This is a genomic window from Paenibacillus lautus, assembly GCF_050482385.1.
Taxonomy (GTDB): domain Bacteria; phylum Bacillota; class Bacilli; order Paenibacillales; family Paenibacillaceae; genus Paenibacillus_AQ; species Paenibacillus_AQ lautus_B.
In genome coordinates this window covers 176,101-188,191 of record NZ_JBCNHV010000015.1, presented here as the reverse complement: position 1 = coordinate 188,191, position 12,091 = coordinate 176,101, and the positions used below count along the sequence as shown (strand labels likewise).

Here is a 12,091-nt window from a genome sequence, read left to right as displayed (position 1 = left end):
GGGAAAGCGAGTGAACAATGGATGAAACGGATATTGGCGTTGCTTCTCTTACATATCGTCATCACTCTTCTTCTAACCGGCTGCTGGAACCGCAGAGAATTGAACGAGTTGGCCATAGCGGTAGCCGCTGGGGTTGATTGGGTGGACGGCCGCTACCGTTTATCGGTCCAAGTCGCCATTCCCGGGCAGATTACCGCCAAGAGAAGCGGAAGTCCCCAAGCACCTGCTACATTGTTTACGGCTGAAGGCGATACCATATTTGAGGCAGCCCGTAGAATGACCCAGATTAGCCCGCGAAAAATTTATTTTTCCCATTTACGGATGTTTCTGATGGATGAGGCTGTGGCAAGGGAAGGGATAGCCAAAGTTCTGGACCTGCTGTCCAGGGATCACGAATTCAGACCCGATTTCTACTTGGTCGTTACCAAAGGAGCAACGGCGGAGGAAACATTGAAAATCATGACACCTTTGGAGACGATCCCTGCCAATAAACTTTACGACTCCCTGCAAATCTCCGAGAAGGTATGGTCACCCAGCATGGCTGTCACACTGGATCAATTGATCAACGACATGACCAGCAGTGGTATTAATCCGGTACTTACAGGACTTGTGGTAACAGGGAATCAGGAGCTCGGAAAAACGAAGAAAAACGTAGAAAATATCGAAACACCGAGCCAATTGAAATATTCAGGACTGGCCGTTTTCAAAAAAGATAAGCTGATTGGCTGGTTAAACGAGAGGGATAGCCGAGGTTATCGACTCATAAGGGGGCACGTGAAAAGCTCTGTAGCTTTTGTTCCCTGCCGGAATGACGGAAAGGTTATCTTGGAGACGCTAAGGACCGATGCCAAGTTGAAGGGAAGAATCGTTCAATCCCGACCAGAAATGGATATCAAGATTCGTTTGGAGGGGAACATTGGCGCAGTGGAATGCATTGGCTTAGATCTGTCCCAGCCAGCAACCGTGAGGGATCTCGAAATCGAAATGGAAGAAAAAATAACCCAAAGCTTGGAGTCCGTTATCAATAAAGTGCAGACTGAGTTTAAAGTCGACATATTCGGCTTCGGGGAGGCAGTTCGGCGTTCGCACCCAAAGGCATGGAAAGAGATGAAGGAAGATTGGAACGACCGATATTTTCCGAACCTCGAGACCCATATTCAAGTGGATTACAAAATCCGGCGAACCGGCACAACCAATGATTCTTTTTTAAATGATCTAAAGGAGTGAGGCGAATTCATGCTGAATATCGCGATTATTGCCCTTTCAGCCACCATCCTAACCTGGCTGGAGCTGCCAAGGATGCTCCGGGAAAAAGAATACAGAGAAATCTGGGGGTTTACTGTATTCATGATCATTGGCATTGGAATTAGCGTGGCCCAAACAGTTATGAACGATATTCCAACTCCTCTGGTTATGTTAACGATGGTATTTAAGCCGTTCAGTGATTGGCTCTCGGCCGTTGGTTTGATCCGATAAGAAAAGGAGCGGAAAAGATGCCCGTAGTAAAAATTTCATTGCGCCAGGTCAGCATTCTAACCGCCATGTATACGATCGGAAGCGCTATTCTAATCGTTCCTTCGGGTATGGCTAATATTGCTAAGCAAGATGCTTGGATTGCCGCTTTGGTCGGAATCGGTCTCGGATTTATCATTTTGGCGGTGCAGTTGCAATTGTCCAAAAAGAATCCGGAAACGAATTTGATGCAATTGACCGAGAAACTTTTAGGAAAATGGATCGGCAAAACGGTAAACTTTCTGTTTTTACTTACATTGCTCCTAAGTGGTCCCGCTTCGGTGTTACACGAAATTAGCGACTTCATGACCATCCAAATGCTGCCTGAAACCCCGATTCAGGCGATTATTTTCCTCTATGGGGCCCTTGTTGTCCTGGGGGTGCGTTTGGGGCTTGAAGTGCTGGCCAGATCAGCGGAGATGCTGTTTCCATGGTTTCTGCTTCTGTTTCTGTCGATGAGCATTTTATTATTGTCGGAGATCAAATGGGAGAATGCATCTCCCATTTTCGAATCGGGGGCCCACCCTATCTTTCCAGCCGCAATCTCATTTGTTAGCACTGCGTTTCTGCCGCACATCGTGTTGATGATCATCTACCCGGGGGCCGTTAACCGTCCGGCGGAGGTATACAAAGCCGTATATATCGGAAGCCTAGTCGGCGCGGGGGTGCTTTTTATGATTATTGGATTAACGATTTTGGTCTTGGGTCCGGACGTTACGGCAAGAAATATGTATCCCAGTTTTATGCTTGCGAAGAAGATCAATATCGGTAATTTTCTTCAACGTATTGAAGCGGTCATGGCGGTGATGTGGTTTATCACTTTATTTTTCCGTATCTCCTTGTATTTTTACGCCATTGCGATCGGCGTAAGCCAGATATTCAATATCAAAAATTATCAACCGCTGGTCGTGCCGTTAGGCTGGATACTTGCCGCGGTTTCCGTCTTCATATATCCCAATGTCCCATTCAAGGTAGAATGGGATACAAAGACTTGGATTCCTTATACGATTACCGTTGGATTTATACTCCCGCTGTTGATGTTTGGCATGCATGGACTTCGTAAATGGCTGTCCAAAAAAACAAAAAAGTCCTCGAAATCCGCCTGAACGGTTGGAGGACATAATCCACTGTAATGGTAATTGAAAAGGATATAGCTTGGAGTTCTTGTTCAATCCGTCTACTTGTAGACGGTTTTTTAAGTTGAGCGGGCAGGAAAGGATGGATGTTTCTGAAGCGCTGCTAATATATGAAGTCACACAGACTTCATTAAAGAACGGCAATTGTCCTTTATGCCAAATCCTTCGGTTTATCACCGATCAAGCCTAACAAAAACATTTGAGAATAAGCGTAACCTTTATAAGTCTTGGATAGACACGAAGGAATCGTAAGATCCAGATCACAGCAATGCAGACGCCATTTGGATTCGCACGTTGTTTAAGTAATCGAGCGGAGCCATTCCCATGCACGCGCGGAACGTACGACGAAAATGTGTGACGCTAAGGCTGCAAGCTGCCGCCAATTCATGAATTTGTATCGGTTCCATGTAATGCCGCGAGATATACTCAAGTGCTTTGGATATTTTGTTCATGGAAGACCGATCGGGAGGTTCAGCAACAGGTGCGTGGTCAGCCAACTGGACATCGATAATTCTGGTGATGAGCGTCATTAGGGTCCAGACATAGCCTTTGACGGCGGATTCGTACCCTCGCTGTGCAGCCCCAGTTCTTTCATGAGATATTCCGTTATTACCGTTATGTCAGGAGCATCGTTGGGACTGATGATATTGGTAAACCGTGAATATCCCGCTGGGGAAGCTTCATTCCACAATGGGGAAGAAGAAATCTTGCCAAGTAGCGCAATCGGATCCAAAAAGCAGAAATGCCAGCGGCTTACTTGCCCTTTTAGGCTTTGGGCAAGATGAAGCTGGCCCGGAAAAATAATGCTTACATCACCTTTGGAGTAAGGCAATATCTTTTGCTCTACGAAAAACACCCCCGAGCCTTCGCAGCAGTATCCGATCTCAAGACAATTGTGAAAATGCAGATACGTAATATCAGCATCGTTCTAGGCGTAGTTCTCTATCCAATCAACAGGAAATGCCGGAGGAAGCAGATACGGCTGAGAGATGACCTCGTATGAATATGGTCGTTTCTGCATAGTTTTCAGTCCTTTTTTAGCAGAATTGTTATGTTTCTTATTATAAACTAGGGTTGAAATCGATTACACCAGGAAGTGGGAGGAGAATGTGACATGGCGTATCCTGTGGAACCGAAATTGGCAGAGTTAGCCGAAAAAATTATACAATATGGGCGATTAGCCCATGAATACGGAGCAGACGGCGTTTCCGACGTCTGGCTGGACATTGAAAGGGCAATGCATGCAGCCGCTCAGAAATTGCAAGACCTGCCCGTTGACGAGAAACTGGCTTCACATGAACCGAATGATCTGCGAGGGATTCAGTCGCTTCGGCAAAACGGGCCTCGAAGAATGTGGAATACGTTCAATAAGTCCGTGTATATGGATAAGCTGGAGGGCGCCTTGCTGGCTCGATTCGCCGGATGTACGCTGGGAGCTCCGGTCGAACTATGGGGGGTGGATGAAATGGAGAGTTGGGCCGAATACATTGGGGATCCATCCCGCCGCGGAACTATTGGACCAAGATTAAGAATCCGAATCATAAGCGATATGGGAAGAGCACTTTCTATGAATATACGCTTGAAGGCATGAATGGCGTTCCGGTCGACGATGATATTACGTATACGATCCTGGGGCTGCTCATTGCTGAAGAGTATGGGATACATTTTACGACAGAGGACGTGGGAAAGAGCTGGGTGAAATATTTACCGATTGCATGCACAGCCGAAGAAGTTGCACTTCGTAACTTGAGGGCAGGCAAGACGGCGATGGAAGCAGCGGACTTGGACAATCCGTACTGTCAATGGATTGGTGCAGATATTCGATCTGACCCGTGGGCCTATATAGCACCAGGATTTCCGTCGAAAGCTGCAGAATACGCATATCGTGACGCCTATTTGAGCCATCGAAGGAATGGAATCTATGGTGAAATGTTTTTTAGTGCGGCACAAGCCGCCGCTTTCAGTGTCGATCACCCTGTGGACGCCCTTCGCATCGGGTTGACTGAAATTCCTAGAGATTGCAGTCTATCTAAGGATATCGAATGGGCGCTCTCCATTGGTGGAGATATCCGAAATTACGCAGAAGCGCGAGAAGCTGTGAATAAACGTTTTCAAGGAATGTCATGTGTTCATACGAACAATAATGCATGCTTGACTGTATTCGGATTAATGATCGGAGGGACGGATGTGTCCAAGGTCATTTCCGAGACAGTGGCGATGGGGCTGGACAATGATTGCACGGCCGCTACCGCAGGCAGCATCGTCGGTGCGATCGTTGGCAAGGAAGGCGTGCCTGCCCATTGGCATGCGCCATTTCATAATACGGTAATGACTTATATGATGGGTGCGGAGAAGTTCAAGATCAGCGATCTGGTCGAGCGTTTTGCCACCGTAGCAGAGCAAACTTATACCGATGCTTAAGCGAGACATAATAGCCAGAGCGTTGTTCCATGGCTCATAAAATCGAGATGCTCAAAAATAGAGAAGGAAATATCTCAGTCGAGCGTGGAGTAAGAACGTGGCAACTATTCATCCAACATGATTTATTTGAGGATCTGTGGAAAGTGGTCTTCTATTCGAGAAAACCAGTGCGACCAGCGCTGTTCAAGTCGCACCCTGGCCGCTTTTATTTCAATGGGGATAAGCCGTTTCGAATTCGATGCCGCACGGACCGCCATTCGGATTGATATCGAGATTGATCTCCGTACCGTCTTCCCGGAACAGCGGCCGATAGAATGCACCGATCTTAGCAGCCGATGCGTTGGCGTAGTGGCAGATGAAGGCGCGACGGAACCGGTTGGATTTGTTGCGGTAAGAGCCGTGGATCAGGTTGCCGTTAAAGAACAGCACATCGCCTTTGTCCATGATGGCGGGAAGGACCTTTCTATCCTTGGGCGGCTTCACGAAGTGAGTGGTAAATGACTCGTTCGAATCGGCTTCCTCCGGGCACACCAGGTCATAATCACTTGTTTTTGGAACGACGAGCAAACCGCCGTTCTGTTCATCAGCCGGATCGATTGCGGTCCATGCCGCGATACAATTGCCCGGCTCGACCTGTAGGTAGAAATTGTCCTGGTGCAGCGCCTGACCGCGGGAACCCGGGGGTTTGTAATAGAACATGCTTTGAGCCGCGAGTGCCGGTTCGCCATACAAATCGGCCAGCACCTCCATAACGGGCTTATGCAGCATGTATTTTTTCGCGGTTGCATTAAAGCGGTGCGGGTGCATCACACGAGGATAACGTTTGAGCGGTTCGGCAGTTTCATCATCCAACACCGGTTCAAAGTGGCCGGGCACTGTTGTGTGGCTGATCTCCTCGAACGTCGCTTCAATTTCCGACAGCTCCTCTTGGCGGAAAAGCCCTTTTACAATTAAATATCCCTCCGTTTCGAACGTGTGCAGCTGCTCTACCGTCAATACGTTTAACTTCTCTCGCATAGGAATTCCTCCCGTAAGATTATTGTTTCTTCCTGTTGACAATAGAATAAGGTCTGCTTATCTTGAGAGGAAGTATGATATCTGCTTATTATTACCGGAATTCTGCTATTCGAAGTGCAGAGGAGGAGAGGCTTGTGCGGACGCCTGACGGACGGGAAGGCATATCCCTAGAAAGTACCGGAACCATATTCGGCGACCATTTTGATCAAGACGATGCTTATTGCCTGCGTCGTCCTCACGGGATGCAGGACTGGTTGCTTGTCTACACGCTGCATGGAGAGGGCTATATCCGGACGCCTACCGGAGAGAAACGATGCCTGCCTGGGCAGCTTGGGCTGCTGCGTGCCAACATCGCTCATGAGTATGGGACAGTCCAAGGGAAGGGCTGGAACTTCCTATGGATTCATTATCCCGGACTTCCGGAAAACAGGATGCTGCGTCATGAGGAATTTCTGGTTGAAACGCTGCCCGATGAACGTGTCCGAAGACGTGTCGAGTTAGCGTTTCGGAATGTGCTGCAAGATTCGCTGGACCGGTTAGAGCTATGGGAGGCACTGTGCGAGAACGCCCTGCGTGAGATTTTACTTCTGCTTGCACAGCGAACGAACACAAGACTCGATCCAAGGGTCGAACAAACCCTCGGCCTGTTGTCCCGTTCGTTAAAAGAAGATATACGAATCGACGCCATATCGCGAGAGATCGGAATATCGGGGTCAAGGCTGGCCCACTTGTTCAAGCAAGAAACGGGGTACACCATCGTGGAGCATCTGAATCAAATGAGGGTTCGCCACGCTGCCTTATTGATGACCCATTCCGGCCGTACGGCAAACGAAGCCGCGCAGGATGTCGGGTTTAACAGTTACAATCATTTTGCCGATCAGTTTCGCAAACAGTACGGGGTTTCACCGAGACAGTATCGCCAAGCGTATAAGCCCACATGAATGCTGCAAGGCTTTATACGTATTATGCATGAATCATTCCAAGAGAAGCTGCCTGCAAGGGATCGTGTAGAATGGCTCTGTACAACTTCCCTGATGAGATGTTAACTTATAAGGATGTCCCTAATATAGAAAGAAGGTATTAAGTTGGCACGATCCTTATATGTTTCACTCATCCTCCTAAGTCTCATATGGGGAGGTTCGTTCTTTTTCGTCAAAAATTTGCTGCACGATTTCGGCCCGTGGGGGATCGCCTTTCTGCGTTCCACCTTTGGATTTCTCTTCATCACGGTCTTTATGCTCATCATGCGAAAGCCGTTTGCCCTGCGTGAAATTCGTTGGCTGCCAACCGTCGTGATTGCGATGATCAATATGGCCCTGCCATGGACCTTAATCGGGTTTAGCGAAACCAGGCTGGCGAGCAGCATGGCCTCGGTATTAAATGCAACAACGCCGATATGGACCATGCTCGTGGGGTTACTGTTCTTCGGCTCCGTGTTTAGGCGGATTCAATGGATGGGCATGGGGGTCGCGCTGGTCGGTCTGATCATTCTGCTCGGTATTCGCCCCGGATCATTTATTACTGTCGATTTCATTGGTTTCGCAGCGATGATAGGTGCTACCTTGTGTTATGCCGTGGGTTCACAGTTATCCAAGCGTTTACTGGGCGGACTGACGATGTATCAGCTAACGTTCGGAACGTTGCTTGGGGCGATGGTAGGTAGCGGTATCATCGCTTTTACTACGGAAAAGATTGATCTTTCGAAGATCGTAGAGCCAGCCAATATAGGTTCTCTTGTTGGCCTTGGCATCTTTGGTTCTGGCGTGGCGTATATTCTGTTCAATTATATGGTTTTAAAAGGGAGCCCGGAGTTTGCCACATCCGTCACCTATCTCGTTCCTGCAACGGCGATGATCTGGGGATATACGCTGCTGGATGAACCGATTGGATGGAGCCTAATTATCGGCTTGATTCTCATTTTATCGGGGGTATTTATCACAAATCGTGGCGGACGAACATCAAAAGAGAGTTTGGCTGCTGTACCTAAGTAGCATTCATTAGTAACAAGAAGGACTGCTGAGAGGCAGTCTTTTATTTTTTTATCCCCTTGTTTTTCTTTATATGTAGTAATCAAGTTATTCAGGAATTTCGCTATGAACGCAATTGAAGAAATTCATAAAGAGCTTCCTAAAGAGGGAATGATGCAGCGAATGATACGAAGCTTTATTTTACCCAGGGCCGCTTAAATTGCGGATTTTTTGTCATTAACCCGTTACGTTTTGTTATTTTCCTATGGGATTTAAAGCTTGAAAATTCGATGATGACTTTGCGATTATTCTACTTGTTTTGCAAAATCTACTTTGACCCATAACGGGACAAATGTAATAAAGCATGATAAATATCGATTGACACCATCTTGGTATTTGCCTATTATACGGGCCAGACGGCCCCCATCATGTTCTATATTTTACTTACAAGGGGCTTATCAATCCATCGAAAAAGGAGGCTCCGTATACAAAAACAGAGACTGAACGCCCGTTCGATATCCGTCTGCATGTGGAGCGATCTTTCGGGAAGACGACGATTGAATCTAAGGAGGTTATTTATGAGAATTAGAAAGGGTAGCAAGTACCAAGTCTTGATGCTTGCAATTTGTTTTATATTGGCATGCTCGGGAGGCGGTGGTGTCGCAGCTGCTTCCGGGGAGAGCAGGCTCGCTCAAAAAACGTATGGAACACCGGAAGAAATTCTGGTCCCTAACAATTATACGGTGGCCGTGTTCAACGGTACGACCGGCAAGGAAGAGGGCCGCAACGTGCTTTACGCGACCAGTAAAGGGAAGCCGGGGCATCTTAACATCATTGATCTGGAGGATTATAAACTGCTGCGGAGCATTCCGATCGGACCCTCCGAGAGCTCCTGGGCACATACCACGGCACCGGACGGAACATTGTTCCTTGCGGCTGACGGCGGCGGAGCAAGGCTGTGGAGTTACTCTCCGGTTACTCATGTCCCTGTGCAGGTTGCACAGTTTGATGGACAGTCGGTCCCGAACAGCATCACCACGGATGAACAGGGCCGCGTGTATGTCGGAACCTATCCCGGCGGCAAAGTGTACCAGTACGACCCCGCTACAAAGCAGACAAAAGATTATGGCCGCGTCATCGGGTTGCTTGATCAGGAATATGTGCGCTCCATTGCTTACCAGGGCGGCAATATCTATGCCGGTACCGCACATAAGCAGATCGTACGCGTGAATTTAACGACCGGGGAGAAAACGAATATCGCTGCTTCCTTGCCGGTTAAGGAAGACACCGTATATGACTTAAGCACAATTGATAACCGTTATTTGTTTGCCAGGTATACGGACGGTAGCGGTATTCCCGGAGAGGCGTTTATCTACGATACGCAGACGGAAAGCTGGCTGGATGTCGTGCTTGAGAACGTAACGGGGCTGCATGCAACGGACTCGCTTGACGGAAAACTGTATTATATGTCTGATAAGAAGTTGAAAACCTTCGATCTTGCCACGCATGAAGTTGAGTTAACCGGAATGGAGTACAACAGCGGATTTCGGGGAGTCGATTGGGTGGAATTTCCGAATAATCCGGAATATCCGGGCAAAAATCTGGTTACCGTCCGTTATGACGGCGGTGTTACGATCATGAACATCGAAACCAAGCAAGTACACCTGATGCCGCCGGTTATTCCGGGTCTGCCCGGCGTTGTCAACCGGTTGAAAAGCGTATCCGATACGGAGTTGATCACCACCGGCTCACAGGCGCGTTCTTCGCTCGTTGATCTGACGGATAAAACCGCGACACCGTTCAGCATCGGTCAGGCCGATAGCGTTCATGCCGTGGGCAATAAGGTCTATATGGGCGTGTATCCAGAGGGTGGACTGTATGAATTCGATTTATCGATGGAGCCTGGAATGAACAATCCGAAGAGATTGGCCGTGCTGGGTAACGATCAGGAGAGGCTGGTGGATATCTCCAGTTCTAAAGGCAAATTGTACATTTCGACTATATCGGGTTACGGTACTTTGGGCGGCTCACTGACCGTTTACGACACTGCTACCGGAGAAATAAACGTTCACCGAAATGTCGTCCAGAATCAGAGCGTGCTCAGTACCACGGTTCATGAGGGCAAGGTATTCGGCTCCACGACGATTCGGGGCGGACTCGGCTCCGAGCCGACCGAGGCGGAAGCGAAGATTTTTGTATGGGATGAGGAGAAGCAGCAAAAAATCACCGAGTTCCCGCTCAGGGTTCCGGGATTGGATAAACCGATATTCATCGGCGATCTTTCCGCCGGTCCGGACGGTTTGATCTGGGGGGCATCCTATGAATACATTTTTGCAATTGATCCCGATACCTATGAATTAGTAAAAAGCAAAAAGGTGTATCCAAGCTTAAACTTCAGCCAATGGGCGCATCACCCGCTGCGTTGGTCGGAGGATGGGTTGCTCTATGTGCTGTTTAATAACAAACTGACGGTCATAGACCCTGAAACGCTGGAACATCGGACATTGGCCGACACCTCCAGATTCGATTTGCATGCTGACGGGAACCTGTATTTCACAGATATGCAAACCAATACGATTCTGTATCGGATGGAAGTTGACGGAGAAGTCGTGGAAGAACCGCCGCATACGGCTGTTCCTGTTACCAATCCGGGCTTCGAAGAGGCATTAAAGGGATGGAGCCCGCTATTCGCTCCCGGTAACGGTTACCGCTATGATCTCAGTACAGAACGCAGTTTCTCAGGAACGCACAGCCTGAAGATTATGGACACACTGAGAACGGCATCTGTTGCCGTTCAGAGTGATCCGATTCCCGTCATCCCGGGAGAGGAATATACGGCGGGCATGAATCTTTATATAGAATCCGGCCAGCCGGGCTTTATGTTCCGATTCTTTGATAGCAATAACGCGACCATCTCCACCTTGGAAACTCATTTGGATGAATCGCGATTGGCCCAGTGGCAGAAAGTGACGCTCAGAGGCAAGGCGCCAGCTAATGCAACCTACGCTAAATTGATTGCGGTAACCTCCAGATACAATGTGGCAACCGCATATTATGATGATTTCTTTGTTACAGTAAAAGACAGTGTGTCGCCAGTCTCAACGGTAAGTCAATTACCTTCTCCCAACGAGAATGGCTGGGTGAATTCCGATGTGTCATTGTCCATCTTTGCCGACCGTGCCAATTCAATCGTATACTCTGCGGAAGGGGCACAGCCGATAGAGAAGACCACAGTAATAGGGAATACGGCTCAGCTTGAAATCACGAAGGAAGGTGTCACGACGGTCACCTATTCCGCCTCCAACTTCTCAGGTGTGCCTGAGGTTCCTGGGACGCTGAAGGTGCAGATTGACAAGACAGCTCCGGTTGTAGAATTCACGGGGGAACACCAGTACACGGTTACCGATTCTGTATACGTCTCATGCAGCGCTGACGATAGCTTGTCCGGGTTAGCTGAGAATCCATGTCTTCGTCCATTGATCGAAAGTCCTGCCTATTCCTTCGATCCGGGATCCCATGATATTTCCGTAACGGCAATCGATCTGGCGGGAAATAAAACGGAAGCGATCTTTCATTTCGAGGTGTCCGTGACCTATGATAGCTTGTCCGCGCTTGCAGAGCATTTTGCCGCGAGCGATCCGGGACTCGCGCAATCGCTGTCAAGTAAACTCCTCAATGCCAAAGAGGCCGAGAATAGAGGTAACACCGCCGCTAAGGAAGGCATGCTGAACGCCTTTTCCAATCAAGTCAGCGTACAATCCGGCAAACTACTGACGGGTGAACAAGCAGAAGTGCTTGCCAAACTGGCAGCTTACCTGTAAGCAGGCGAAAGCGTTAGTCAAAAACACGATACTTTGCTTCTAAATCATCGTCCATATTTTAGACAGCCGCGTGATTCACGCGGCTGTTTTTGTTTTTTACAAAGATATGAATCTTCATCTAACACGCATGGAATGGATTATTTCATAAAGAAATGATGTGCCGTCGAAATTTGTCATAACAAATGTACGGTTTATACATCTAAAGTAGCAATTTTTC

The 12,091-nt window shown here is 48.3% G+C and carries 11 protein-coding genes; 8 read left to right on the top strand and 3 right to left on the bottom strand.

Features of this window, described 5'->3' with window-relative positions; all coding sequences use genetic code 11:
• The first annotated feature begins 21 nt into the window (after window positions 1–21).
• The 3 genes from ABEW73_RS19320 to ABEW73_RS19310 are packed head-to-tail and all read left to right on the top strand — an operon-like array spanning window position 22 to window position 2,618.
• Window positions 22–1,227, top strand: a complete 1,206-nt coding sequence (locus tag ABEW73_RS19320) for a Ger(x)C family spore germination protein (RefSeq protein ID WP_430166123.1) — start codon at window positions 22–24, stop codon at window positions 1,225–1,227.
• 9 nt (window positions 1,228–1,236) lie between these two features.
• Window positions 1,237–1,476, top strand: coding sequence for a hypothetical protein (locus ABEW73_RS19315; protein ID WP_430166121.1), 240 nt, complete (start codon window positions 1,237–1,239; stop codon window positions 1,474–1,476).
• A 17-nt stretch (window positions 1,477–1,493) separates the two neighbouring features.
• The gene (locus ABEW73_RS19310) at window positions 1,494–2,618 is read left to right on the top strand and encodes a GerAB/ArcD/ProY family transporter (RefSeq protein ID WP_430166119.1); all 1,125 of its coding nucleotides are present in this window, start codon (window positions 1,494–1,496) and stop codon (window positions 2,616–2,618) included.
• A gap of 290 nt (window positions 2,619–2,908) precedes the next feature.
• Here ABEW73_RS19310 and ABEW73_RS19305 read toward each other — a convergent pair whose 3' ends face one another.
• Both ABEW73_RS19305 and ABEW73_RS19300 read right to left on the bottom strand, forming a co-directional pair.
• Window positions 2,909–3,055: an AraC family transcriptional regulator gene (locus tag ABEW73_RS19305; protein ID WP_430166278.1), complete on the bottom strand. Its 147-nt coding sequence runs from the start codon at window positions 3,053–3,055 to the stop codon at window positions 2,909–2,911.
• A gap of 122 nt (window positions 3,056–3,177) precedes the next feature.
• Window positions 3,178–3,504, bottom strand: coding sequence for a hypothetical protein (locus ABEW73_RS19300; RefSeq protein WP_430166117.1), 327 nt, complete (start codon window positions 3,502–3,504; stop codon window positions 3,178–3,180).
• Between the two features lie 258 nt (window positions 3,505–3,762).
• Here ABEW73_RS19300 and ABEW73_RS19295 point away from each other — a divergent pair, with 258 nt between their 5' ends.
• Window positions 3,763–4,239: a hypothetical protein gene (locus ABEW73_RS19295; RefSeq protein WP_430166115.1), complete on the top strand. Its 477-nt coding sequence runs from the start codon at window positions 3,763–3,765 to the stop codon at window positions 4,237–4,239.
• Window positions 4,122–5,069 (top strand): ADP-ribosylglycohydrolase family protein, encoded by a 948-nt coding sequence (locus ABEW73_RS19290; RefSeq protein ID WP_430166113.1) that lies wholly within the window; start codon window positions 4,122–4,124, stop codon window positions 5,067–5,069. The genes ABEW73_RS19295 and ABEW73_RS19290 overlap by 118 nt, the downstream gene beginning before the upstream one ends.
• Before the next feature lie 210 nt (window positions 5,070–5,279).
• On the opposite strand, the gene ABEW73_RS19285 is transcribed toward ABEW73_RS19290, so the two are convergent.
• Complete coding sequence (locus tag ABEW73_RS19285) at window positions 5,280–6,086, bottom strand: phytanoyl-CoA dioxygenase family protein (protein WP_430166111.1); 807 nt, start codon at window positions 6,084–6,086, stop codon at window positions 5,280–5,282.
• 134 nt (window positions 6,087–6,220) lie between these two features.
• Here ABEW73_RS19285 and ABEW73_RS19280 point away from each other — a divergent pair, with 134 nt between their 5' ends.
• The 3 genes from ABEW73_RS19280 (at window position 6,221) to ABEW73_RS19270 (ending at window position 11,874) form a co-directional block, all read left to right on the top strand.
• Window positions 6,221–7,027: a helix-turn-helix domain-containing protein gene (locus ABEW73_RS19280; RefSeq protein ID WP_430166109.1), complete on the top strand. Its 807-nt coding sequence runs from the start codon at window positions 6,221–6,223 to the stop codon at window positions 7,025–7,027.
• A gap of 144 nt (window positions 7,028–7,171) precedes the next feature.
• Complete coding sequence (locus ABEW73_RS19275; protein ID WP_430166107.1) at window positions 7,172–8,077, top strand: DMT family transporter; 906 nt, start codon at window positions 7,172–7,174, stop codon at window positions 8,075–8,077.
• Window positions 8,078–8,631: 554 nt separating this feature from the next.
• Entirely contained in the window at window positions 8,632–11,874 is a 3,243-nt protein-coding gene (locus tag ABEW73_RS19270; protein WP_430166105.1) for a hypothetical protein, read from the top strand.
• Window positions 11,875–12,091: the final 217 nt, after the last annotated feature.